21 protein-coding genes, 1 other RNA gene and 3 pseudogenes are annotated in these 24,551 nt (G+C 63.5%); 5 read left to right on the top strand and 20 right to left on the bottom strand.

Annotation, left to right across the window (positions count from 1 at the left end; all coding sequences use genetic code 11):
* Window positions 1–17: 17 nt before the first annotated feature.
* The 18 genes and pseudogenes from lpxC to rsmI form a co-directional block, all read right to left on the bottom strand.
* Window positions 18–929 carry a UDP-3-O-acyl-N-acetylglucosamine deacetylase gene (lpxC, locus tag GKC70_RS05215; protein ID WP_029612152.1) on the bottom strand — a complete coding sequence of 304 codons (912 nt, stop codon included), beginning with the start codon at window positions 927–929 and terminating at the stop codon, window positions 18–20.
* Window positions 930–1,041: 112 nt separating this feature from the next.
* Complete coding sequence (gene ftsZ / locus GKC70_RS05210; protein WP_029612151.1) at window positions 1,042–2,238, bottom strand: cell division protein FtsZ; 1,197 nt, start codon at window positions 2,236–2,238, stop codon at window positions 1,042–1,044.
* Window positions 2,239–2,295: 57 nt separating this feature from the next.
* A complete protein-coding gene (gene ftsA / locus GKC70_RS05205) occupies window positions 2,296–3,552 on the bottom strand; it encodes a cell division protein FtsA (RefSeq protein ID WP_342650645.1) in 1,257 nt (418 codons plus the stop codon).
* A gap of 14 nt (window positions 3,553–3,566) precedes the next feature.
* Window positions 3,567–4,435 (bottom strand): annotated as a pseudogene (locus GKC70_RS05200) (cell division protein FtsQ/DivIB).
* Window positions 4,436–4,440: 5 nt separating this feature from the next.
* Window positions 4,441–5,397 carry a D-alanine--D-alanine ligase gene (locus GKC70_RS05195; protein ID WP_342650644.1) on the bottom strand — a complete coding sequence of 319 codons (957 nt, stop codon included), beginning with the start codon at window positions 5,395–5,397 and terminating at the stop codon, window positions 4,441–4,443.
* A pseudogene (gene murC, locus GKC70_RS05190) lies at window positions 5,394–6,847 on the bottom strand (UDP-N-acetylmuramate--L-alanine ligase). The gene GKC70_RS05195 and the pseudogene murC overlap by 4 nt, the downstream one beginning before the upstream one ends.
* Complete coding sequence (gene murG / locus GKC70_RS05185; protein WP_342650643.1) at window positions 6,840–7,919, bottom strand: undecaprenyldiphospho-muramoylpentapeptide beta-N-acetylglucosaminyltransferase; 1,080 nt, start codon at window positions 7,917–7,919, stop codon at window positions 6,840–6,842. Before murG ends, murC begins: the two are co-directional and overlap by 8 nt.
* Window positions 7,909–9,120 (bottom strand): putative lipid II flippase FtsW, encoded by a 1,212-nt coding sequence (gene ftsW, locus GKC70_RS05180; protein ID WP_342651471.1) that lies wholly within the window; start codon window positions 9,118–9,120, stop codon window positions 7,909–7,911. Before ftsW ends, murG begins: the two co-directional genes overlap by 11 nt.
* Window positions 9,120–10,466 (bottom strand): UDP-N-acetylmuramoyl-L-alanine--D-glutamate ligase, encoded by a 1,347-nt coding sequence (gene murD, locus GKC70_RS05175; RefSeq protein ID WP_342650642.1) that lies wholly within the window; start codon window positions 10,464–10,466, stop codon window positions 9,120–9,122. Before murD ends, ftsW begins: the two co-directional genes overlap by 1 nt.
* Before the next feature lie 6 nt (window positions 10,467–10,472).
* A complete protein-coding gene (gene mraY / locus GKC70_RS05170) occupies window positions 10,473–11,555 on the bottom strand; it encodes a phospho-N-acetylmuramoyl-pentapeptide-transferase (RefSeq protein WP_342650641.1) in 1,083 nt (360 codons plus the stop codon).
* Window positions 11,555–12,922: a UDP-N-acetylmuramoyl-tripeptide--D-alanyl-D-alanine ligase gene (gene murF, locus GKC70_RS05165; RefSeq protein WP_342650640.1), complete on the bottom strand. Its 1,368-nt coding sequence runs from the start codon at window positions 12,920–12,922 to the stop codon at window positions 11,555–11,557. The genes mraY and murF overlap by 1 nt, the downstream gene beginning before the upstream one ends.
* Window positions 12,915–14,401 (bottom strand): annotated as a pseudogene (locus GKC70_RS05160) (UDP-N-acetylmuramoyl-L-alanyl-D-glutamate--2,6-diaminopimelate ligase). Before GKC70_RS05160 ends, murF begins: the two are co-directional and overlap by 8 nt.
* The gene (locus tag GKC70_RS05155) at window positions 14,401–16,131 is read right to left on the bottom strand and encodes a penicillin-binding protein 2 (RefSeq protein ID WP_162889597.1); all 1,731 of its coding nucleotides are present in this window, start codon (window positions 16,129–16,131) and stop codon (window positions 14,401–14,403) included. Before GKC70_RS05155 ends, GKC70_RS05160 begins: the two are co-directional and overlap by 1 nt.
* Window positions 16,131–16,424 (bottom strand): cell division protein FtsL, encoded by a 294-nt coding sequence (ftsL, locus tag GKC70_RS05150; protein ID WP_029612141.1) that lies wholly within the window; start codon window positions 16,422–16,424, stop codon window positions 16,131–16,133. Before ftsL ends, GKC70_RS05155 begins: the two co-directional genes overlap by 1 nt.
* Window positions 16,421–17,362 carry a 16S rRNA (cytosine(1402)-N(4))-methyltransferase RsmH gene (gene rsmH, locus GKC70_RS05145; protein ID WP_295481191.1) on the bottom strand — a complete coding sequence of 314 codons (942 nt, stop codon included), beginning with the start codon at window positions 17,360–17,362 and terminating at the stop codon, window positions 16,421–16,423. Before rsmH ends, ftsL begins: the two co-directional genes overlap by 4 nt.
* 2 nt (window positions 17,363–17,364) lie before the next feature.
* Window positions 17,365–17,820, bottom strand: a complete 456-nt coding sequence (gene mraZ / locus GKC70_RS05140; protein WP_029612140.1) for a division/cell wall cluster transcriptional repressor MraZ — start codon at window positions 17,818–17,820, stop codon at window positions 17,365–17,367.
* A 310-nt stretch (window positions 17,821–18,130) separates the two neighbouring features.
* An RNA gene (gene rnpB, locus GKC70_RS05135) (RNase P RNA component class A) lies at window positions 18,131–18,489 on the bottom strand.
* Between the two features lie 67 nt (window positions 18,490–18,556).
* Window positions 18,557–19,351 (bottom strand): 16S rRNA (cytidine(1402)-2'-O)-methyltransferase, encoded by a 795-nt coding sequence (gene rsmI, locus GKC70_RS05130; protein ID WP_342651470.1) that lies wholly within the window; start codon window positions 19,349–19,351, stop codon window positions 18,557–18,559.
* Window positions 19,352–19,619: 268 nt separating this feature from the next.
* Here rsmI and GKC70_RS05125 point away from each other — a divergent pair, with 268 nt between their 5' ends.
* The 5 genes from GKC70_RS05125 to GKC70_RS05105 all read left to right on the top strand — a co-directional run bounded on the left by GKC70_RS05125 (window position 19,620) and on the right by GKC70_RS05105 (window position 23,362).
* Window positions 19,620–21,437 carry a penicillin-binding protein activator gene (locus GKC70_RS05125; protein ID WP_342650639.1) on the top strand — a complete coding sequence of 606 codons (1,818 nt, stop codon included), beginning with the start codon at window positions 19,620–19,622 and terminating at the stop codon, window positions 21,435–21,437.
* The gene (locus GKC70_RS05120; protein ID WP_342650638.1) at window positions 21,437–21,808 is read left to right on the top strand and encodes a YraN family protein; all 372 of its coding nucleotides are present in this window, start codon (window positions 21,437–21,439) and stop codon (window positions 21,806–21,808) included. Before GKC70_RS05125 ends, GKC70_RS05120 begins: the two co-directional genes overlap by 1 nt.
* Before the next feature lie 88 nt (window positions 21,809–21,896).
* Window positions 21,897–22,490, top strand: a complete 594-nt coding sequence (locus GKC70_RS05115; protein ID WP_342650637.1) for a phosphoheptose isomerase — start codon at window positions 21,897–21,899, stop codon at window positions 22,488–22,490.
* A complete protein-coding gene (locus GKC70_RS05110; RefSeq protein ID WP_039579865.1) occupies window positions 22,487–23,065 on the top strand; it encodes a BON domain-containing protein in 579 nt (192 codons plus the stop codon). The genes GKC70_RS05115 and GKC70_RS05110 overlap by 4 nt, the downstream gene beginning before the upstream one ends.
* A gap of 78 nt (window positions 23,066–23,143) precedes the next feature.
* Complete coding sequence (locus GKC70_RS05105; protein WP_029612136.1) at window positions 23,144–23,362, top strand: YgdI/YgdR family lipoprotein; 219 nt, start codon at window positions 23,144–23,146, stop codon at window positions 23,360–23,362.
* Window positions 23,363–23,409: 47 nt separating this feature from the next.
* Here the strand turns inward: GKC70_RS05105 and GKC70_RS05100 are convergent, their stop codons facing one another.
* Window positions 23,410–23,844: a ClpXP protease specificity-enhancing factor gene (locus tag GKC70_RS05100; RefSeq protein WP_029612135.1), complete on the bottom strand. Its 435-nt coding sequence runs from the start codon at window positions 23,842–23,844 to the stop codon at window positions 23,410–23,412.
* A 10-nt stretch (window positions 23,845–23,854) separates the two neighbouring features.
* Complete coding sequence (locus GKC70_RS05095) at window positions 23,855–24,478, bottom strand: glutathione S-transferase N-terminal domain-containing protein (RefSeq protein ID WP_342650636.1); 624 nt, start codon at window positions 24,476–24,478, stop codon at window positions 23,855–23,857.
* Between the last annotated feature and the right edge of the window lie 73 nt (window positions 24,479–24,551).

Here is a 24,551-nt window from a genome sequence, read left to right as displayed (position 1 = left end):
CTAGAGAGTGTTCGAACTTACACGGCCGCAACAGGGCGCATGTAGGAGATCGGTGCCGTGCTGGCATCTTCGAAGGTGACCACTTCCCAGGCATCGGTTTCGGCGATCAGCTTGCGCAACAGTTGGTTGTTCAGCGCGTGTCCGGACTTGTAGCCCTTGAACTCGCCGATCAGGCTGTTGCCCAGCAGGTAGAGATCGCCGATGGCGTCGAGGATCTTGTGCTTGACGAATTCGTCTTCGTAACGAAGGCCGTCCTCGTTGAGCACACCGGTCTCGTCGACCACGATGGCGTTCTCGACGCTGCCACCGAGCGCCAAATTATGCTGGCGCAGGTACTCGATGTCGCGCATGAAGCCGAAGGTGCGTGCGCGGCTGACTTCCTTGACGAAAGACGTGCTGGAGAAGTCGACGCTGGCGCTCTGGGTCCGGTTGCGCAGGACCGGATGGTCGAAGTCGATCTCGAAGCTCACCTTGAATCCGTCGAAGGGCATGAAGGTGGCGCGCTTGTCGCCCTCCTCCACGGTCACTTCACGCAGGATACGGATGAACTTCTTGGCGGCGTCCTGTTCTTCCAGGCCGGCGGATTGAATCAGGAATACGAAGGGTCCGGCGCTGCCATCCATGATCGGCACTTCCGAGGCGGAGAGCTCGACGTAGGCGTTATCGATGCCCAGGCCCGCCATGGCGGAGAGCAGGTGCTCGACCGTATCGACCTTGATGTCACCGTTGACCAGCGTCGTCGACATGGTGGTCTCGCCGACGTTGGCCGCACGTGCCGGGATCTCGACCACAGGGTCAAGGTCGGCACGGCGGAAGACGATGCCGCTATCCACCGGTGCCGGCTTCAGAGTCAGGTAGACCTTCTCTCCGGAGTGCAGGCCGACACCTGTGGCACGAATGGTATTCTTCAGGGTGCGTTGTTTGATCATGGCATTGGCCGCTTTAGCGCTAATTGCGAATTGGTATCAACAAAGGCTGGGAATGATAGCAGACCCGGCCTTTGCTGAACACCAATCACCCTCATAGCCCTGATAAATTCCATCAATCGGCCTGGCGACGCAGGAAGGCCGGGATGTCCAGGTAATCCAGATCGTCCTGTGGGTTGAGTTTGGCCGCAGCGGCAGCACCGGCGTGAGCCTGGTTGCGCATCACGGTCGGACGCTCCAGCTCACGGTAATTGACCGATGGCTGTTCTGGACGCACGGGTGCCGGATTGGACGCTTCGTACACCTGTTGCGCGGTCTGCAGGGTGTTGTCCACCACTTTGACCGGCTTCTCGATACGCGCACCCAGGCCAGTAGCGACCACGGTGACGTGCAGCTCGTCGCGCATGTCCGGATCGATCACGGTACCGACCTTGACCATTGCGTGGTCGGAGGCGAAGGCTTCGATGATGCTACCCACATCCGAGTACTCACCCAGCGACAGGTCAGGACCTGCGGTGATGTTCACCAGGATGCCGCGAGCGCCCTGCAGGTTGACGTCTTCGAGCAGCGGGTTGCGGATCGCCGCTTCGGTGGCCTCGCGGGCACGGTTCGGACCGCTGGCGCAGCCGGTACCCATCATGGCCATACCCATTTCGCCCATCACGGTGCGCACGTCGGCAAAGTCGACGTTGATCATGCCGGGACGCTTGATGATGTCGGAGATACCGCGCACGGCACCGGCGAGCACATCGTCCGCCTTGGCGAACGCCGACAGCAAGCTGGCGTCCTTGCCCAGGATGGTCAGCAGCTTCTCGTTGGGAATGGTGATCAACGAGTCGACGCTTTCAGCCAGCATGCGAATGCCTTCGTCGGCGATCTGCATGCGCTTGCGACCTTCGAACGGGAACGGACGGGTCACCACTGCGACGGTGAGAATGCCCATTTCCTTCGCCACTTCGGCGATGATCGGCGCTGCACCGGTACCGGTACCGCCGCCCATGCCGGTGGTGATGAACACCATGTTGGTGCCCTGCAGCACTTCGGCGATGCGCTCACGGTCTTCCAGCGCGGCCTGACGACCGACTTCCGGATTGGCACCTGCGCCCAGGCCCTTGGTGACGCCGGTACCCAGTTGCAGGATGGTGCGTGCACCGATGCTCTTCAGCGCCTGTGCATCGGTGTTGGCGCAGATGAACTCCACACCTTCAATGTTGCTTTTGACCATGTGGTTGACGGCGTTGCCACCACCACCACCGACGCCGATCACTTTGATGACCGGGCTTTGCGGGACGTTGTCTACGAGCTCGAACATTTTCCCTCTCCTTACAGTTCTCTAGTTTTTTAGCGCCTACCACTACTGCTTTGAAACTTAGAAATTGCCTTGGACCCAGCGCTTGAAGCGCTCAAGCACCGGGGCCTTCGGTTCATCGCCATAGCTGTTGCTGCTGCTGTTGCCGGTCAGGGGCAGGTCCTCGGTCTGCTTGTGCAGGCCGTAGGTGAGCAGTCCCACGCCGGTTGAATAGATCGGGTTGCGCACCACATCGCTCAGCCCCCGAACGCTGTGCGGCACGCCAAGGCGTACCGGCATGTGGAAAATTTCTTCGGCCAGCTCCACCGCGCCTTCCATCTTCGCGGTACCGCCGGTGAGGACGATGCCGGCCGGCACCAGGTCTTCGTAGCCACTGCGGCGCAGCTCGGCCTGGATCAGGGTGAACAGCTCGTCGTAACGCGGCTCGACCACCTCGGCCAGGGCCTGGCGCGACAGTTCGCGCGGCGGACGATCGCCGACGCTCGGCACCTTGATGGTTTCGCCGGCACCCGCCAGCTTGGCCAGGGCACAGGCGTAGCGGATCTTGATTTCCTCGGCGTACTGCGTCGGTGTGCGCAGGGCCATGGCGATGTCGTTGGTAACTTGGTCGCCTGCAATCGGAATCACGGCGGTGTGACGAATCGCGCCTTCGGTGAAGATGGCGATGTCGGTGGTGCCGCCGCCGATGTCCACCAGGCACACGCCCAGTTCCTTCTCGTCGTCGGTCAGCACCGAGTAGGCCGAGGCCAGTTGCTCGAGGATGATGTCGTCGATTTCCAGGCCACAGCGGCGCACACACTTCTCGATGTTCTGCGCTGCGTTGACCGCGCAGGTGACCACGTGGACCTTGGCCTCCAGGCGAACGCCGGACATGCCCAGGGGCTCACGCACGCCTTCCTGGTTATCGATCACGTAGTCTTGCGGCAGGGTGTGCAGCACGCGCTGGTCGGCAGGAATGGCCACGGCCTGGGCGGCGTCGAGTACGCGCTCCAGGTCGGCGGCGCTGACCTCGCGGTCGCGGATCGCGACGATACCGTGGGAGTTCAGGCTGCGGATATGATTGCCGGCCACGCCGACGAAAGCCGAGTGGATACGGCAGCCCGCCATCAACTGCGCCTCTTCCACCGCGCGCTGGATCGACTGCACGGTCGATTCGATGTTCACCACCACACCTTTCTTCAGGCCGCGGGACGGATGAGTACCGATCCCGACGATCTCCAGGGTGCCGTCCGCCGCCACTTCGCCCACCAGGGCGACGACCTTGGAGGTGCCGATGTCCAGCCCGACGATCATTTTGCCGCTATGCGCGTTTGCCATGGTCCTGCCTCTCTCTAATTCTTCGCAACGGCGGGTTGGGCCGTCGTCGGTGCAATCGGTTCCCGCCAGCCAACGGCTAATCCGTTGGCGTACCGCAGATCGACGCGGGCGATGTTGGCGATCTGCTCTTTGAGTGTCTTGTCGTAAATGGCAATGAACCGGCGCATCTTCTCCACCAGATGATCGCGTCCCAGCAGCAGCTCGATGCCTGGACCGGTGCTACCCGCACCCGTGGTCAGGAACCAGCTGCCTCGCTCGCGCAGCTCCAGGCGAGCGATGGAGAACCCCAGGGGACGCAGCATCTGGCTCAGTACCTGATACTGCTGCATGACTTGTTGCTGAGCGCGCTGCGGGCCGAACAACTGCGGCAGGTGCTCATAGTTGGCCAGCTCGCGCGGGGTGAAGGCCTGGCCCTGGTTGTTGAGCAAGGCCTCGTCGCCCCAGCGCGCGACAGGCAGTTGTTCCTCGAGGCGAATCACCACCTCGTTGGGCCAGACCCGACGCACTTCGGCGTGGGCGATCCACGGCATCTGCTCGAGCTCGGTGCGCATCGCCGGCAGGTCGACGCTGAAGAAGCTCGCCGCCACGTAAGGCGCAATACGCTGCTGCACCGCCTGCTGGCTGATGTAGCTGAGGTCGCCCTGCACGGCGATCTTGGTGATCGGCCGGTCGGCATAGGGCATCAGCCTGATCGCCCCTCATAGGCGCCGAAACCGGCCGCCACCAGCAGCACCGGCCACAGCAGGCGCTTGAGCCCGCCGAAGTTCGGCCGAGGCAGGCGCGCCGATACGGGCTCGTCGGCCACCAGTCGGCTGGCACCGCGCGGCACCGGCTTGCTACGGCCGGTCACGGGTTGCTGCTGACGTATCATTGCGCCTTGCATGGTGATTAACCTCGCGTCGCTACGCTGTCGGCCAGGATCGCCAGCACCAGTTGCTGGAAGTCCAGTCCGGCCGCGCGGGCCGCCATGGGCACCAGGCTATGATCGGTCATGCCCGGTGCGGTGTTGACTTCGAGCAGCCAGAACCGGCCCTGCTCGTCCTGCATCACGTCCAGACGGCCCCAGCCCTCGATGCCGATGGCATCGCAGGCGCGCGCGGTCAGGTCGATCAGTTCCTGTTCCTTGTGGCGGTCCAGCCCGCACGGAATGCGGTACTGAGTGTCGTTGGCGACGTACTTGGCGTCGTAGTCGTAGAACACGTGCGGGGTACCCAAGGCGATCGGTGGCAGCACTTGGCCGCGCAGCACCGCGATGGTGAACTCCGGACCGTGGATCCACTGCTCCACCAACACTTGGGAATCGTAGCGAGCGGCGTCCTGCCAGGCAGCGACCAGTTCCTCGACGTTGTTCACCTTGGCCATGCCGATGCTCGAACCTTCATGGGCAGGTTTGACGATCAGCGGGAAGCCCAGTTCCTTGCCTGCCTCGACACAGTCGTTTTCAGTGCTGAGCACGGCGTGACGCGGGGTTGGAATGCCCAGGCTCTGCCACACCTGCTTGGTGCGCAGTTTGTCCATGGCCAGTGCCGAAGCCAGGATGCCGCTACCGGTATAAGGAATGCCCAGGCACTCCAGCAGGCCCTGCATGCTGCCGTCTTCGCCGCCACGGCCATGCAGAATGATGAACGCGCGGTCGATCCGCTCGTGCTGCAAGCGCTCGAGCAGGTCGTCGCCGACATCGATGGCCACCACGTCCACCCCCGCTGCCGTCAGCGCCTCGATCACCGCAGCGCCGGATTTCAGCGACACCTCGCGCTCGGCGCTTTTGCCCCCGTAGAGCACGGCCACCCGGCCGAAGGCCTGGATGTCGAGGGTGGAGTGCAGTTTGTCGTACGCGGTACTCACAGCGATTTCTCCTGCTGGGCGACGGCGCCAGCGAACAACGGGCTTTTCATCAGTTGTGGCGCCAGGCCGCCGACATCGCCGGCGCCCTGGCAGATCAGGATGTCACCGGCGCGCAGCAGCGGCTTGACCAGTGGCGCCAGTTCAGCGCCGCGCTCGATGTAGATCGGGTCGAGCTTGCCGCGCTGGCGGATGCTGTGGCACAGCTGACGGCTGTCGGCGCCCGGAATCGGCTCTTCACCGGCCGGGTACACCTCCATCAACAGCAGCACGTTGGCATCGCCCAGCACCTGTACGAAATCGTCGTACAAATCGCGGGTCCGGCTGTAGCGGTGCGGCTGGTAGACGATCACCAGGCGCCGGCTCGGCCAGCCACCACGCACGGCCTTGATCACGGCCGCCACTTCGGTCGGGTGATGACCATAGTCGTCGACCAGCATCACGCTGCCACCTTCGACCGGCAGTTCGCCGTATACCTGGAAGCGTCGCCCAACGCCCTGGAAACCCGACAAGCCCTGGACGATGGCCTCGTCGCTGATGCCCTCGTCGGTGGCGATGGCGATGGTGGCCAGCGCATTGAGCACGTTGTGGTTGCCGGGCATGTTCACCGACACCTCCAACGGCTCGCGGTCGCGGCGCAGCACGGTGAAGTGGGTCTGCATGCCCTGCTGGCGAACGTTGATGGCGCGAATGTCGGCCTCGTCGCTGAAGCCATAGGTGACGGTCGGACGTTTGACCTGGGGCAGGATTTCACGCACCACCGGATCGTCCAGGCACATCACGGCCAGACCATAGAACGGCAGGTTGTGCAGGAACTCGACGAAGGTCTTCTTCAGCTTGTTGAAGTCGCCTTCGTAGGTCGCCATATGGTCGGCGTCGATGTTGGTGACCACCGCAACCATCGGTTGCAGGTGCAGGAAGCTGGCATCGCTTTCATCGGCCTCGGCGATCAGGTAGCGGCTGGTGCCCAGTTGCGCATTGGTGCCGGCGGCGGTCAGGCGCCCCCGATGACGAACGTGGGGTCCAGGCCACCGGCTGCGAACACCGACGCCAGCAGGCTGGTGGTCGTGGTCTTGCCATGGGTGCCAGCCACGGCGATGCCGTGACGATAGCGCATCAGTTCAGCGAGCATCTCGGCGCGTGGCACTACCGGAATACGACGTTCCAGGGCAGTGGCGACCTCCGGGTTGGCCGGATTGATGGCACTGGACACCACCAGTACGTCGGCGGTGGCCGCGTTTTCGGCGCGGTGACCCACGAAGATCTCGGCGCCGAAAGACTCCAGGCGCTGGGTGACCGGCGAGGCCTTGAGGTCCGAGCCGGATACTTCGTAGCCCAGGTTCAGCAGTACTTCGGCGATCCCGCACATGCCCACGCCGCCGATACCGACGAAGTGGATACGGCGGATGCGGCCCATCTTGGGTTGCGGCATGGCTTTCTGGCTTTCAACCATGGGCCACCTCCAGACAGATGTCGACTACGGTGCTGGTTGCGGCAGGTTTGGCCAGGCGGCGAGCGGTGCCGGCCATGGTGTCGAGTTTCTCGGGTTGCATCAGCACCTCGTTCAGGCGTTCAGCGAGCTGCGCTGCGCCAGTTGTCGCTTGTGGCAGCAGGAAGGCGGCGCCTTCCCGAGCCAGGTATTGGGCGTTGTGGGTCTGGTGGTCGTCGATGGCGTGGGGCAAAGGCACCAGCATCGAAGGCAGGCCCGCCGCCGCGAGTTCGCTGACGGTCAGGGCTCCGGCCCGACACACCACCATGTCTGCCCAGCCGTAGGCGTGGGCCATGTCCTTGATGAAGGGCTCCACCTGGGCTTCGATCCCGGCCTCGCGATAACGCTCGGCGGTGACCTCGGCGTGTTGCTTGCCGGCCTGGTGGAACACCTCGGGACGAAGGTCGACGGACACTTCGGACAGGGCCTTAGGCAGCAATTTGTTCAATGGTTCCGCACCCAGGCTACCGCCGAGCACCAGCAGCCGTGCGCGGCGCTCGGCCAGGGACAGGCGTGGCGACTCCAGGAACAGTTCGCGGCGTACCGGATTACCGGTGGTGCGGCGTTTCTCGCTGGCCTCGAACGTGTCGGGGAAGGCTTCGCAGACCCGCGCAGCCAACGGCACAAGCAGGCGGTTGGCGGTGCCAGCGCGGGCGTTCTGCTCGTGGATCACCAGCGGTACACCGCACAACCGCGCGGCGACGCCGCCGGGGCCTGTGACATAGCCACCGAAACCGAGCACGCATACTGGCTGCAGTTCGCGGATGATGCGCCGTGCCTGTAGCACGGCCTTGACCAAGGTAAACGGCGCCTTGAGCAGGGACAGCTTGCCCTTGCCGCGCAAACCGCTGACCTGGATCAGGTGCAGCGGCAGGCCAGCCTGCGGCACCAGCTCGTTCTCGATACCGCGAGGGGTACCCAGCCAATGCACGCTGTAGCCACGGGTCTGGAATTCACGCGCGCAGGCCAGCGCCGGGAACACGTGCCCGCCAGTGCCACCGGCCATGATCAAGACGTTCTTGCCGTCAGCGCCCATGACTGGTCTCCTCGGCAAAATCGCTTTCCTTGAACTCGTGCTCTTCGCTGCCCAGGTGCGTTCGGCTCTCCCATTCGATGCGCAGCAGCAGCCCTACGCAGGCGCAGCAGATGACCAGCGAACTGCCTCCGTAACTGAGGAACGGCAGGGTCAGGCCTTTGGTGGGCAGCAGACCGACGTTTACACCGATGTTGATGAGGAACTGACCAATCCACAGGAACGCCAGGCCGAATGCCATGTAGGCAGCGAAGAATTGTTTGGCCTTTTCTGCCCACAGACCGATGTAGAGGGCGCGGATGGTGACGAACACGAACAGCGCCACGGTGCACAGCGAGCCGACCACACCCAGTTCCTCGGCCAGTACCGAGAACACGAAGTCGGTGTGCGCTTCGGGCAGGTAGAACTGTTTCTGCACGCTGTTGCCGAGGCCCACGCCCAGCCACTCGCCGCGACCGAAAGCAATCAGCGCCTGGGTGAGCTGGTAACCGGAACCGAACTGATCGGACCAGGGGTCGGTGAAGGTGATCAGACGCGCCATCCGGTAAGGCTGGGCCTGCACCAGGACGAACACCGCCACCACCGCCAGTACCACCATCAGCGAGAAGCGGAACAACCCCACCCCACCTAAGAACAGCATCGCGGCCGCAGCGCCCATCATCACCACCGTGGCGCCAAAGTCCGGCTCCATCAGCAGCAGGCCGGCCATCGGCAGCAGCACGATGAACGGCTTGAAGAAGCCCATCCAGCTCTCGCGCACTTCGGTCTGCCGGCGTACCAGGTAACCAGCCAGGTAGATCACCACGAACACCTTGGCGATTTCCGATGGCTGTACGTTGAAGAAGCTGAAACCGATCCAGCGCATCGAGCCGTTCACTTCACGGCCAATGCCGGGCACCAGCACCAGCACCAGCAGGCCGAAAGCGCCGATCAGCATCATGAAGCCCATGCGCTGCCAGGTGGCGATCGGCACCATCATCGTCACGCCGCAGGCGCCAAGGCCCAAGGCGACATACACCAGGTGGCGAATCATGTGGTACAGCGGGTTGCCCGACTGCACCGCAGCCACTTCCGACGACGCCGAGGTGATCATCACCAGGCCCAGGCCCAGCAGCGCCAGGCAGCCGGCCAGCAGCGGGAAGTCCAGGTCGATGCCACGCCCGCTGATCAGCGGCGACGGATACGGCTTGATGATGCCGAGAATCATGCCAGCCCCTCCGCTGCCTGGGCGAACAGACGCCCGCGTTCTTCGAAATTCCTGAACATGTCCAGGCTCGCGCACGCGGGCGACAGCAGCACCGCATCGCCCGGCTCGGCGAGTTCAGCGCAGCGCTGCACGGCCTCCTCCAGGCTGGCGACTCGCACCAGCGGCACCGCGCCTTCAAGCGTCTCGCTCAGGCGTTGGGCATCACGACCCAGCAGCACCACGGCGCGGCAATGCCGGCCGGTCGGCTCGCGCAGGGCGGCGAAATCAGCACCCTTGCCGTCACCGCCGGCGATCAGGACCAGCTTGCCTTCGATGTCTGCGCCCAGGCCTTCAATGGCCGCCAGCGCGGCACCGACATTGGTGGCCTTGGAATCGTCGTACCAGTTCACACCGTTGCGCTCGCGCACCCATTGGCAGCGATGAGCCAGCCCGGTGAATTCGCGCAGCGCCTCGATCATCGGCTCGAACGGCAACCCGGCTGCATGACCCAGGGCCAACGCCGCCAGGGCGTTGCTCTGGTTGTGCGCACCGCGGATCTTCAGCTCACGCACAGGCATCAACGATTGAAATTCGAACGCCAGGTACTTCTCACCATCCGCTTCTCGCAGGCCGAAAGCCTTGAAGTCCGGCGCGTTGAGACCGAATGTCCAGCAGGGACGCCCTTCGACCGGCAGCGGCCGGCTCAAGGCGTCCTGACGGTTCACCACCACCTGGCGAGCACCTCGGAAAATGCGGTGCTTGGCCAGGTGATAGGCCGGCAGACCGCTGTAGCGGTCCATATGGTCTTCGCTGATGTTGAGCACGGTGGCCACTTCAGCGTTGAGCTGATCGGTGGTCTCCAACTGGAAGCTCGACAGTTCCAGCACGTACAGCTCGACGCTGTCGTCGAGCAGATCCAGTGCTGGCGTGCCGAGGTTACCGCCGACGGCCACGCGCTTACCGGCCTTGGCCGCCATCTCGCCGACCAGGGTGGTGACGGTGCTCTTGGCGTTGGAGCCGCTGATCGCCACGATCGGCGCCTTGGCCTGACGAGCGAACAACTCGATGTCGCCGGACAGCGTCACGCCGCGCGCAGCGGCCTGCTGCAGCGCTGGCGTGGACAGGGCCAGGCCGGGGCTGACATACAAGGTGCTGGCGCGGCACAGGAAGTCGACGTCCAGCTCACCACAGCGTACTTCCACCTGCGGGTAGTCACGGCGCAGGGTGTCCAGTTCCGGCGGTTGCTCGCGGGTGTCGGCGACCGCAAAGGCGATGCCCTGGCTCGCCAGGAAGCGAACCAGGGACATGCCGCTCTTGCCGAGGCCGACAACGATGCGGAATTGGTCGGAAGCGATCAGTGACACGCTCGTTTACCTCAGTTTCAGGGTGGCAAGGCCGACCAGCACCAGAATCACGGTGATGATCCAGAATCGGACGATCACCCGCGGCTCGGGCCATCCCTTGAGTTCGAAGTGGTGATGAATCGGCGCCATGCGGAACACGCGCTTGCCCGTGAGCTTGAAGGAGGCGACCTGAATCACCACCGACAGGGTTTCCATGACGAACACACCGCCCATGATGAACAGCACGATTTCCTGGCGGACGATCACGGCGATGGTGCCCAGCGCAGCGCCCAGCGCCAGCGCGCCGACGTCGCCCATGAACACCTGGGCCGGATAGGTGTTGAACCACAAGAAGCCCAGGCCGGCGCCGATCAGCGCGCCGCAGAACACGATCAGTTCGCCCGAACCCGGCACGTAAGGAATCAGCAGGTACTCGGCGAACTTCACGTTGCCCGACAGGTAGCAGAAGATGCCCAATGCGCCGCCGACCATCACCGTCGGCATGATCGCCAAGCCATCGAGGCCATCGGTCAGGTTGACCGCGTTGCTCGAGCCGACGATGACGAAGTAGGTGAGGATCACGAAGCCGGCACCCAGCGGGATGGTGAAGTCCTTGAGGAACGGCACAATGAGGGTGGTTTCGACGCTGGTGGGCGCGGTCATGTAGAGGAACACCGCAGCGCCCAGGCCGAATACCGATTGCCAGAAGTATTTCCAGCGGCTTGGCAGCCCTCGGGAGTTCTTCTCGATCACCTTGCGGTAGTCGTCGACCCAGCCAATGGCGCCGAACAGCAGGGTGACGATCAGCACCACCCACACATAGCGATTGCTCAGGTCCGCCCACAGCAAGGTGCTGATGGCGATGGCCGAGAGGATCAGCGCGCCGCCCATGGTGGGCGTGCCGGATTTGGACAGGTGCGATTGCGGGCCGTCGTTACGCACGGCCTGACCGATCTGGCGAACTTGCAGGGTACGAATCATCCACGGCCCCAGCCACAGCGCCAGGGACAGCGCAGTCAGCACGCCCAGGATCCCGCGCAGGGACAGGTACTGGAAGACCGCGAAGCCCTTATAGAACTGTTGCAGATACTCAGCCAACAGCAGCAGCATTAATGTTTCTCCCCGCTGGTCTCGCACAGTGCAGCCACGACGTGTTCCATCGCAGCGCTGCGCGAGCCCTTGATCAAGATAGTGGTATCGCCGGCGGACTCGACCTGTACGGCGTCGATCAGCTCGGCTTGTGTGGCGAAATGGCGGCCATGGGCGCCAAATGCCTGGACCGCGTGGGCCATGTTGGTACCGGTGGCGTACAACGCGTCGATCTTGCCCTGCGCGTACTCGCCGACCTGACGGTGGCCTTGCTCGGCCCACTGGCCCAGTTCGCCGATATCCCCGAGCACCAGGACGGTACGGCCGGAAAAGCCGGCGAGTATATCAATGGCCGCGCAGACCGAGGTGGGATTTGCGTTGTAGGTGTCGTCGATCACCCGCACGCCACTCGGGGCGATCTGGGCGACCGAACGGCCCTTGACCGGCTGCACCGCCGCCAGCCCTGCCGCGATGCCCGGCAGGCTCACGCCGACAGCGTGGGCAGCGGCAGCGGCGGCCAGGGCGTTGCTGACGTTGTGCACGCCCAGCAGATTCAGTTGCACCGCCGCGCTGCCCGCCGGGCTGTGCAGGGTGAACGAGGGACAGCCACGGGCATCGCGACCGATGTCGCTGGCGTGGAAGTCGGCGCGCGGGTCGCTCAGGGCGAAGCTCAGCACTTTGTGCTGGCCGGCGCGCGCGTGCCAGATCGGGAACGCCTTGTCGTCCAGATTGAGCACGGCAGTACCGCCCTCGCCCAGCCCTTCGAGGATTTCGCCCTTGGCCTCGACGATTTTCTCAGGACCGCCGAACTCGCCTACATGGGCGGTGCCGGCATTGTTCAGAATCACCACCTGCGGCTGGGTGAGGCCGACGGTGTAGCGAATTTCGCCGATCCGCGAGGCGCCCAGCTCGATCACCGCAGCCGTGTGCTCTGCGGCGATTTCCAACAGGGTCAGCGGTGCGCCGAGGTCGTTGTTCAGGTTGCCGCGGGTCGCGTGCACCAGTCCGCGCGTGCCTAGGACGCACGCGAGCATTTCCTTGACCGTGGTCTTGCCGCTGGAGCCGGTAATGGCCACCACGGGCTTGTCGAAGGCTGCACGGTTCAACGCGCCCAATTGACCCAGTGCCAGACGGCAGTCAGCGACGCGCAACTGCGGCAGGTCGACACCGTCGATTTCACGCTCGACCAGTGCCGCGACTGCGCCCTTGGTTTTTACATCGGCCAGATAATCGTGGCCGTCGAAACGCGGACCAGCCAGCGCAACGAACAGTTGCCCTGGCATCACGCTGCGACTGTCGATGCTCACGCCGGTAAAGCTTGCGTCGGCACCGACCAGATGAGCACCCAATGCTGTGGTCAGCTGGCTGAGTGTCATTGGCTTAAGCATGTGGAGCCTCCCAGGCTGAAAGGGCCTTCTCGGCTTCGAGCAAATCGGAGAACGCCAGGCGTTCGCCATTGATCTCTTGGTAGTCCTCGTGCCCCTTGCCCGCCAGCACGATCACGTCGTGCGCAGCGGCGCTGGCGATCAAATGGGCAATGGCCTGGCCACGACCGCCCATAAACTCGACGGCGTCGGCGGCGCGCAGACCGGGACGGATATCATCGAAGATCCTCAGCGGATCTTCAGTGCGTGGATTGTCGTCGGTGACCAGCACCCGATCGGCCAGGCGCTCGGCCACTTCGGCCATCAGTGGACGCTTGCCGCGGTCACGGTCGCCGCCACAGCCGAACAGGCACAGCAGCTGGCCCCGGGCGTGCGGACGCAGGGCTTGCAGCACTTGCTCAAGCGCGTCGGGGGTGTGGGCGTAATCGACCACCACCAGCGGCTTCTCGCCGCCGCCCAGGCGCTGCATGCGACCCACCGGGCCCTGCAATTGCGGGATCACCTTGAGGATGTCGTCCAGCGGGTGCTCCAGCGCCAGCAGCGTGGCCACTGCCGCCAGCATGTTGCTCAGGTTGAAGCGGCCCAGCAGTTGACTGCGCAGGGTACGCTCGCCTTGGGCAGTGACCAGGATCGCGCGCACGCCATCGTCGTCGAAGCAGGCTTCGCGGCAGTACAACGAGGCGTCCCGGTTTTCCAGGCTATAGCTGAGCAATCGGGTCTCGATATGATCGGCAGCAGGTCGCTGGGCGTAGGCCTTGGCCAGGCGCCGACCAAAGTCGTCGTCCAGATTGACCACCTGACAACGCAGGCTTGGCCAAGCGAACAGCTTGGCCTTGGCCGCCTCGTAGGCCTGCATGCTGCCGTGGTAGTCCAGGTGATCGCGCGACAGATTGGTCATCACGGCGATATCGAACGCCAACGCCGCCACCCGGCCCTGTTCGAGGGCATGGGAGGAAACCTCCATGGCCACGGCCTTGGCGCCGGCCTTTTTCAAGTCGTTGAGCGTCGACTGCACGGCGATGGGATCTGGCGTGGTCAGTCGGCCGCTTTGCAGCTCACCGTGAAAACCGGTACCCAGGGTGCCGATCAGGCCGCAACGCTGACCCAGCAGGTCGAGCGCCTGGGCCACCAGTTGAGTGACGCTGGTCTTGCCGTTGGTGCCGGTGACCCCGATGAGCTCAAGCTGACGGCTCGGTTCGCCGTAGAAGCGCCCGGCAATCGACGACAGCTGGCCAATCAGGCCCTTCACTGGAATCAGTGGAACATCGGTCAGCGGCAGTACGGTGGCGCCCTGCTCTTCATAAGCAATGGCGGCTGCGCCACGCGCCAGGGCATCGGCGATATGCACGCGCCCGTCGAGCTTGGCCCGGGCACCGCCAGGAACAGATCGCCGGGGCGCACGTTACGGCTGTCGAGGGTCAGCTCGCGGATCAGCGGATCGCGGCTGGCGTGGGCGAACAGTTTGCTCAATGGCATCGTCATCAGCCACGCCCTCCATTGGCGGATACTGCACTGGCCTGCTGGGCATTGGCCGGCGGCAGGTTGTCAGGCGGCACGTTCATCAACCGCAGGGTGCCGGACATGACCTTGCTGAACACCGGCGCAGATACCAGGCCACCGAAGTAACCGCCCTTGCCCGGCTCGTCGATGACCACGACGATGGCATAGCGCGGGTCGCTCATCGGGCCGAAGCCGGCGAACAGCGAACGGTAGGCGTTTTCGGTGTAGCCCTTGGAGCCCACGGTAGCCTTACGCGCGGTGCCCGACTTGCCGGCCACGTGGTAGAACGGCACTTGGGCACGGAACACGCCGCGCGGGGCTTCGATGACCTGCTGCAGCATGCCTTGGATGGTCTTGGCGGTTTCTTTCGGAATGGCCTGGACGGTGTCGGGCTGTTTGTCGACCTTGAGGATCGACAGCGGCACCATCTTGCCGTCGTTGGCCAATGCGGCGTAGGCATGCACCAGTTGCAGCGCGGTGACCGACACGCCGTAGCCGTACGACAGGGTGGCCGTTTCAGCCTTGCGCCATTCGCGGTGATTGGGCAGGTTGCCGACCCGTTCGCCTGGGAAGCCCAGGCCAGTGTATTGACCCAGGCCGACCTGCGACATCACCCGGTAAATGGCTTCGCCGCCGATGTCGAAGGCGATCTTGCTCATGCCGACGTTACTGGAGTTGATCAGGATGCCGGTGAGGTCGAGGATCGGCCCTTCACTCTTGGACACGTCTTTAATGGTGTAGCGACCGATCTGCAGACTGCCGGGATACACCTCGACCTTGTCGGTCGGCTTCCAGCGCCCGCTTTCCAGCGCCGCGCTCATGGAGATCGGCTTGACCGTGGAGCCTGGCTCGAACACGTCGATGATCGCGCGGTTGCGCATGGCCGCCGGGAACATGCTGCGGCGGTTGTTGGGGTTGTAGGTGGGCTGGTTGACCATCGCCAGCACCTCGCCGGTCTTGACGTCCATGATCACCAGGCTACCGGCCTTGGCATCCTGCTCGGCGATGGCGTTGCGCAGCTCGCGGGTCGCCAGGTATTGCAGGCGCAGGTCGATCGACAACGCCAAGGTCTTGCCGGCCTTGGCGTTCTTGGTCACTTGGATGTCCTTGATCAGCCGTCCACGACGGTCTTTGATCACTTGTCGCTTGCCTGGCACGCCGGCGAGCCACTCGTCGTAGGCGAGCTCGACACCTTCGCGGCCGTGGTCGTCCAGGTCGGTGAAGCCCACCATGTGCGCGGTCACATCACCTGCTGGGTAGAAGCGACGGAACTCTTCCAGCCCGTATACACCGGGTACTTTCAGGTCGAGCACCTGTTGCCCCTGCTCAGGCGTGAGGCCGCGGACCAGATAGATGAATTCCTTGTTGGCTTGCTGGGTGAGGCGCTCGATCAGTTGCTGCGGGTTCTGCCCGAGCACCGCGGCCAGTTGCGGCCAGCGCTCCTTGGAAGCCTGCATTTCCTTGGGATTGGCCCACAACGTGGTGACCGGCGTACTGACGGCCAGCGGTTCACCGTTGCGGTCGGTAATCAGACCACGGTGTGCGGGAATCGGGATATGACGCAGGCTGCGGGCATCGCCCTGGCCCTTGAGGAAGTCGCGGTCGACCACCTGAAGGTCGATGATGCGCCAACTGATGGCGCCGACCATGAGCGCGAGCAGGCCCACCACGACGCGGAAGCGCCAGGGATACAGTGCCCCCTCGAGCTTCATCATGGCGTCACCATCCGCACTTCGTCGGCATTGGGCACACGCATTTTCAACTGGCCCGACGCCAGGCTCTCGATGCGACTGTGGGCAGTCCAGGTGCTTTGCTCGAGAATCAGCCGGCCCCACTCGGCTTGCGCCTTGTCGCGCTCGCTGAGTTCGTTGTAAAGGGTGTTGAGCAGTTGGCGGTTCCAGTGCGCGCTGTAGGAGACGGCAATGGCCGAGCCCAGCACGCCGACGAACAGCAGCAGCATCAGGAAGCTTCCGCCCGGCAGCGGCTTGGCGAACAGCCGGCTCACCGCAGTTTCTCCGCCACGCGCATGACGGCGCTACGCGCCCGCGGGTTGGCCTTGAGTTCTTCATCGGAGGCGAACTGCGCCTTGCCGATCAGCCGGATCTTCGGTTCGAAGGCCTTGTGCTGAACCGGCAGGTTGCGCGGCAGGTTGTCTGCTTCGCCCTTGACCAGCTTGCGCATGAACAGCTTGACGATGCGGTCTTCGAGCGAATGGAAGCTGATGACCACCAGGCGACCACCCACCTCCAATGCGTCGAGCGCTGCTTCGAGGCCAGCTTCAAGATCGCCCAGTTCGTTGTTGACGTGGATGCGCAGCCCTTGGAAAGCACGCGTGGCCGGGTTCTTGCCCTTCTCCCAGGCGGGGTTGGCGACCTTGAGCACTTCGGCCAGATCGGCGGTGCGGGTGAACGGCTGCTGTTCACGGCGCTGGACCACGGCACGGGCCATGCGCTTGGCGAAGCGCTCTTCGCCGTATTCCTTGAACACCCGGGCAATGTCCTCTTCTGCCGCCGAGGCAATGAATTCGGCGGCGCTGACGCCCTGACCGGGGTTCATGCGCATGTCCAGCGGACCGTCGTTGAGGAAGCTGAAGCCGCGCTCAGGGTCATCCAACTGTGGCGAGGACACGCCCAGATCGAGCAGTACACCACTGACTTTGCCGTGCAGGTCGCGCGTGCGTACTTCATCGCCCATCTCGGCGAAGCTGCGCTGCACAATGACAAAGCGGCCGTCTTCGGCCGCCAGCGCTTGCCCCGTGGCAATCGCTTGTGGATCTTTGTCGAAACCCAGCAGCCGCCCCTGCGGCCCCAGTCGACTGAGCATGAGACGGCTGTGGCCGCCCCGCCCGAACGTGCCGTCCAGATAGCAACCGTCGGCGCGCAAGGCCAGTGCCTCGACAGCTTCGTCGAGCAGGACGGTAATGTGGTTGAAGCCGCTATCTATGGTCACAGGATCAGGTCACGCAGTTCGTCGGGCATGGCGCCCGGTTGTTGGATAGCGGCGAGGTCGGCTGCCGAAACCGCGTTCCAGGCATCCTCATCCCACAGCTGGAATTTGTTCAGTTGCCCCACCAGCATCGCCTTCTTGTCGAGCCGGGCGTACTCACGCAGGCGAGGCGGCACCAGGAAACGACCACTGCCATCGAGCTCCAGGTCCACCGCGTTGCCAATCAGCAGACGCTGCAGGCGACGGTTTTCCTCACGCAACGATGGCAAGGCACGCAACTTGGCTTCTATCTGCTCCCACTCGTCGAGCGGATAAACGCACAGGCAAGGATCTACAGCGTCGATGGTCACGATGAGCTGGCCGTTGCAACGCGAATCGAGCTCGTCACGGTACCGGCTCGGCATAGCGAGACGGCCCTTGGCATCGAGACTGACGGCGTTGGCTCCGCGAAACACGGCTGCGATTCCCCACAATGTTATCGTTTTTGTGCCAGAAAACCCACTTCATCCCACTTTCTGCCACTTGCGCACACTATAGGAATCCGCCCGCCGCACCGTCAAGGCACGTTCATAAGGAAAACCCTTACAGGACCGAGATTTAGCGCAACAAAGCAAGGGGGAAAGACTACCGGGAGACAAAATTGACGGAAAAAATCACACGCACTCAAATGGATAGAGTGCGAAGTTAAAGTGATTTATTAAGAGTAAGAACTTTTCGGCATTACCACAGGGGATCTGCTATCGATTGCAGCAGAGAAAGGGGAAGGTGGAGAGTCGATCTGTAAGCCGGGTTTTGTCGAGGACAGTCATTCCTCTACGACGGCCATCACTGGACGCCTCTAGCAACCTACCCGGTTCCGACGCGGGCCACGCCATAAGGAACCCTATTTGGTCTTGCTCCGAGTGGGGTTTACCTAGCCACGAACTGTTGCCAGTCGTGCGGTGCGCTCTTACCGCACCTTTTCACCCTTACCGGCACCGAAGTGCTTAGGCGGTTGTTTTCTGTGGCACTTTCCGTAGGCTCACGCCTCCCAGGGGTTACCTGGCACTCTGCCCTGCGGAGCCCGGACTTTCCTCCCCTACTTTTGCGGAACAAAAGCAGGCAGCGACTGTCCGATCGACTCTCCGCCGACAAGGGTAACGGCAGGCGGGCGCAAGAACAAGCCTTCACTTAAACAATATCATTAAGCCACTACTGGCTTTTTTGTTTATCCAATGCCGCCTGATAAAGAAGATTCTTACGCACGCCAGTAATTTCAGCCGCCAATGCTGCCGCCCGCTTGAGCGGCAACTCTGCCAATAGCAGGTCCAGGATCCGCTGGGCTTCGCTACTGATGGCCTGCTCGTCCTGGGGGGCCGTCCAGCCTGCCACCAGCACGACGCACTCGCCACGCTGCTGATTGGAATCGGCAGCGACGAACTCGCGCAACTCGCCCAACGGCAGCCCCTTGAGCGTCTCGAACGTTTTGGTCAGTTCGCGTGCTAGCAATGCAGGACGCTCGTCGCCGAACACCGCCTGCATATCTTCCAGACATTCGAGAATCCGGTGCGGCGCTTCGTAGAAGATCAGCGTACGCGGCTCCTCCCGGACCTGTTCGAGACGAGCGCGACGTCCGGCCGACTTGGCTGGCAGGAAGCCTTCGAAAATGAAACGGTCCGAGGGCAGGCCGGCCGCCGAGAGCGCGGCGATCAGGGCGCAGGCGCCCGGCACAGGCACCACTTTGATACCGGCCGCGCGCGCCTGACGCACCAAATGGTAGCCAGGATCGGAAATCAACGGTGTGCCGGCGTCGGACACCAGCGCCACATCATCGCCTGCCAGCAGTCGCGCAATGAAGCGGCTGCCCTCGTCGCGCTCGTTGTGCTCATGGCAGGCGGCCAGGGGAGTATCAATGCCGAAATGCTGCAGCAGGCGTACCGAATGGCGGGTATCCTCGGCGGCGATCAACGCTGCACCGGCCAGCACCTTGAGCGCCCGGGCGCTCATGTCATCGAGGTTGCCGATGGGCGTGGCCACGACGTAGAGCGTCCCGGCGGTAGATTGTGAAACCCCTGCAACATCCGTCACTGCGCGCACCTGTCTTGCCGATCAAAGGCGCCATTGTAGCCCGAGCACTTGCAACAGCGCGCAAACAACTTCGAACTCGGACCGCGACAAGCGACCTATAGTGAAGCTTCACCGTCAGCGACATCGCGCCCCGGCCAGTGCTTGGGTACAATCGCCCACCTCCTTGATCGAGTAACAGGACCCTTACATGATCGCTTGCCTGCGGCTGCTCTCAGCCTTCTGTCTCGCTGCCCTGCTGGCAGCCTGCGCCAGCTCGCCCTCATCCAGCCTGGGCGAGTTACCGCGCACCCCGGACGCCAGCATCGAGCAGTTGCTCGAGAAGGCCGCGTCGAGCAAGTCCGCCGAAGACGCCGCACTGCTGCGCCTGAGCGCGGCCGACATGGCCTACCGGCAGAAGGACTTCCCGCGCGCCGCGCGCATCCTCGAACAGGTGCCACTGGAGGGCCTCAAGCCTGCCCAGCAAATCTTCGCCAGCACCCTCGCTGCCGAACTGGCCATGAGTCGCAACCAGCCCAAGGCTGCCCTCACTGCCCTGGCGCACCCAAGCCTGCAACATGTCGGCGAACTGCCCGAGCCACAGCAAGTGCGCACTTACAGCGTGCATGCCGCTGCCTTGGAAGCCGACGGCCAGGCCCTGGCCGCCGCCCAACAGCGCGTCCTGCTGGCGCCACTGCTCAGCGGCGAACCGGCGGCGAAAAACAACGACGCCATCTGGTCGCTGGTCGCCTCGCTGCCTGCCGAACAACTGCAGCAGCCAAGCGCCGACGCAGCCTTGACCGGCTGGACCAGCCTGGCCCTGGCAGTCAAGAGTGCCGGCACCCTCGAACAGCAGCAGGCGGCCATCGACGCCTGGCGGCAGCAGCACCCCGACCACGCCGCTGCCAAGCAACTGCCTGAAGCCTTGGTCAAGCTCAAGCAGCTGGCCAGCCAACCGCTGACCAAGATCGCCCTGCTGCTGCCCCAGGAAGGCCCTCTGGCAGGCGTGGCCCGCGCCCTGCGCGACGGTTTCATGGCCGCCCACTTCCAGGCACAGCAGTCCGGTCAGCCAGCTCCGGCCGTGCAGGTGTTCGACAGCTCGCGCCTCACCTCGCTGGATGATTTCTACCGCCAGGCCCAGGCCGCAGGCGTGCAGTTGGTCATCGGACCTCTGGAAAAGCCGCTGGTCAAGAAACTCGCCGATTACCCGCAGCTGCCCATCACCACCTTGGCGTTGAACTACGCCGAAGCTGGGCAGAAATCCTCGCCACAACTGTTCCAGTTCGGTCTCGCTGCCGAAGACGAAGCCCGAGAAGTGGCGCGTCGAGCCCACGCAGATGGTCTGGTGCGCGCCGTGGCCCTGGTGCCGAGCGGCGAATGGGGTGACCGTGTGCTGGCAGCCTTCCGCCAGGACTGGGAAAGCAACGGCGGCACTTTGCTCGCCGCCGAGCGCATCGCCCAGCCCGTGGCTCTGGCTCAGCAAATTGCCGACCTGTTCCAACTGCGCCAGAGCGAAGGTCGCGCCAAGAGCCTGCAGAGCGCCGTGGGCGGCAACATTGCAGCCCAACCGTCGCGCCGCCAGGACATCGACTTCATCTTCCTCGCCGCCACGCCACAACAAGCGCAGCAGATCAAGCCCACGCTCAACTTCCAGTACGCTGGCGACGTGCCGGTCTATGCCACGTCCAACCTGTACAGTGCCAGCGGCGATGTGAACCAGTACAACGACATGAACGGCATCCGCTTCTGCGAAACGCCATGGCTGCTGGACACCGGCAACAGCCTGCGCCAGCAGGTAGTGCAACAGTGGCCGCAAGCCGGTGGCAGCCTCGGACGCTTGTACGCCATGGGTGTTGACGCCTACAGCCTGGCGCCACGCCTGGGTCAGCTCAAGGCCCTGCCCGACAACCGCATGCAAGGCCTGTCCGGCAGCTTGAGCATCAACGCCAACCAGCGTGTCGAACGCCAACTGCCGTGGGCAGAATTCGCCGGTGGCCAAGTCAAACGCCTGCCGGACACGCCACGCTGATGCACCACGCATCGCCCGCCAGCGCCGGGCTTGCTGCGGAATGCCATGCCCTGGCCTTTCTTCAGGGTCACGGCCTGCAGCTGCTGACGCGCAACTGGCGATGCAAGGGAGGCGAGCTTGATCTGGTCATGCTCGACGCCGATACAGTAGTATTCGTCGAAGTCCGCTACCGTTTGCATGCGGGCTTCGGCGGCGCCCTGGAGAGTATCGACGGGCGCAAGCAGAAACGCCTGGCGCTGGCCGCCACCGAGTTCCTGCAGAAGGAGTCGCGCTGGGCCCATCGCCCCTGCCGCTTCGACGTCGTCGCCCTGCAGGGCAGCCACCACGCAGGTCGGCCGCTTCAATGGCTGAAAAACGCCTTCGAATGCTGAACCCATTCCGATTTCTTTGCTCTATGTTTCGCGGGCCGGCCCCTGTTGCGCGTCGCGCAGGCCTCCGCCGCACTTAAGGTCACACCAGATGGACATGCAATCCCGAATCCGCCGGCTGTTTCAGGCCAGCATCGATACCAAGCAACAGGCAATGGACATCCTGGCACCCTACATCGAGCAGGCCAGCCTGGTCATGGTCAATGCCCTGCTCAACGAGGGCAAGATGCTCGCCTGCGGCAACGGCGGCTCGGCAGGCGATGCCCAGCATTTTTCCTCGGAACTGCTCAACCGCTTCGAGCGCGAACGGCCGAGCTTACCGGCCATCGCCCTGACCACCGATAGCTCGACGCTGACCTCGATCGCCAACGACTATAGCTACAATGAGGTGTTCTCCAAACAGATTCGCGCCCTGGGTCAGCCCGGCGACGTGCTGCTGGCCATTTCCACCAGCGGCAACTCCGCCAACGTGATCCAGGCGATCCAGGCGGCACATGATCGTGAAATGATTGTCGTAGCATTGACCGGACGTGACGGCGGCGGCATGGCCTCGCTGCTGCTGCCCGAGGACGTGGAAATCCGCGTTCCGGCCATGGTCACTGCGCGTATCCAGGAAGTCCACCTGCTGGCGATCCACTGCCTGTGCGATCTGATCGACAGCCAACTGTTCGGGAGTGAAGAATGATCCCCAAGCGCCTCGGCCTGATGGCCTTGACCCTGTGCCTCGGCATCACCGGCTGCAGCTCGGTGCTGAACGAGACCCGCAATTCGCCTATCGAGGATGACCGCAGCACCCGCACCCTCGGCAGCAAGATCGACGACTCGCTGATCGAGACCAAGGTCTCGGTCAACGTGGCCAAGGCCAGTCCTGACCTGGACAACGGCTCGCACGTGGTGGTCAGCAGCTACAACGGGATCGTCCTGCTCGCCGGCCAAGTGCCGCGCGCCGACCTCAAGAGCCTCGCTGAGCAGACTGCCAGCCAGGTGCAGCGCGTCAAGAAGGTACACAACGAGCTGCAGGTGATGCAGCCTTCGTCGATCCTGGCACGCAATAACGATGCCTGGCTGACCACCAAGATCAAGACCCAGATGCTCGGCGATCCCAACGTCTCCAGCTCACGCATCAAGGTGATCACCGAAAATGGCATCGTCTATCTCCTGGGTCTGGTGACCCAGCAACAAGCCAACGCGGCAACCAATGTGGTACAAGGTGTGTCGGGTGTGCAGAAGATCGTCAAGCTGTTCGAGTACATCGACTGACACCCTGGCGCGGCAGTACCGATGCTCGCGCCATCGCGCACATGAATTCGTCTCGTTTCTGACCATTCAGGAAAAGCCATGAAGAAGTCTTTGCTATCCCTCATCGCCATCGCCGGTTTCGCTGCCCTGGCAGGTTGCTCCACCCCGAGCGTGATCACCCTCAACGACGGCCGCGAGCTGCAGACCCTCGACAAGCCCAAGTTCGATGACGATTCGGGCTTCTACGAGTTCAAGCAGCTCGATGGCAAGCCGACCCGCATCAACAAGGATCAGGTCCGCACCATCAAAGACCTGTAATCCGGGCTTGAAAGCAAAAAGGCGATCCTTCCGGATCGCCTTTTTTGTTACTTGACCACCTTCAAGCTTGGTCGACCGCTGGGTCGCGGTGGCTGACCTCCACCTTCCGGTGGACCGTCGTCATCGGGCTGGACGCTATCGTCTTCCTCGAGCGCCTCATCCTCCATCAGCGCAGGCTCCAGCTCGAAGACCATGCCCTGGCCGTTCTCGCGTGCATAGATGCCCAGAATCGCGGCGCTCGGCACGTAGAGCGAATGGGCCACGCCACCGAAACGCCCCTCGAAACTCACCGCATCGTTGTCCATGTGCAGGTTGCGCACGGCGCTGGGCGAGATATTCAGCACGATCTGACCATCGCTGGCAAAGCCTTGCGGGACCTGGACCGCTGGATACTCAGCATTGACCAGCATGTGGGGCGTGCAATCGTTGTCGACGATCCACTCGTACAGTGCTCTAACCAGATAGGGGCGACTGGAGTTCATCAACGGCTCCTTAAAGCTTGCGCATTTCACGTTCGGTAGCGGACAGGCTCGCCTGGAAAGGCTCGCGGGCGAACTGTCGCTCCATGTAATCCAGCAGCGGCTTGGCTTGCCGCGGCAGTTCGATACCCAGTACCGGCAAACGCCAGAGGATGGGCAGTAGACAGCAATCGACCAGGCTTTGCTCCTCGCTCATGAAGCAGGCGAACTCGCCGAACAGTGGCGAGACGCCGGTCAAGCTCTCACGCAGCGACTTGCGCGCCTCGCTGCGCGAGGTTTCGCCGGTCCGCGCATCAAGGATGAGATCGGCCAGCGCACACCAGTCACGCTGGATGCGGTGCATCAGCAGCCGACTGTTGCCACGCGCCACCGGATACACCGGCATCAGCGGCGGATGGGGGTAACGCTCTTCGAGGTATTCCATCACCACGGTCGGCTCGTACAAGGCCAGGTCGCGATCGACCAGGGTCGGCACGCTGCCGTAGGGGTTCACTTCGACCAGCTTGGGCGGCAGCCGACCGGCGACGACGTCGACGATCTGCGCATTGACGCCCTTCTCGGCGAGCACCAGGCGCACACGATGGGAATAGTGGTCGGCGGGGTCGGAATAGCAGGCTAACCTGTTGGTTGCGCCCATGTAGCGGCTCCTCGCGGGGGTATGCGTGTGAAACTGCAAATGCAAACGCGCCCTGGAGGGCTGCCGTGCATTC

Origin of the sequence: Pseudomonas sp. REB1044 (genome assembly GCF_038813925.1) — a bacterium.
Classification (GTDB): Bacteria; Pseudomonadota; Gammaproteobacteria; order Pseudomonadales; family Pseudomonadaceae; genus Aquipseudomonas; species Aquipseudomonas boreofloridensis.
The sequence above is the reverse complement of the archived record's forward strand: the minus strand, read 5'-3'. Positions and strand labels throughout refer to the sequence as shown.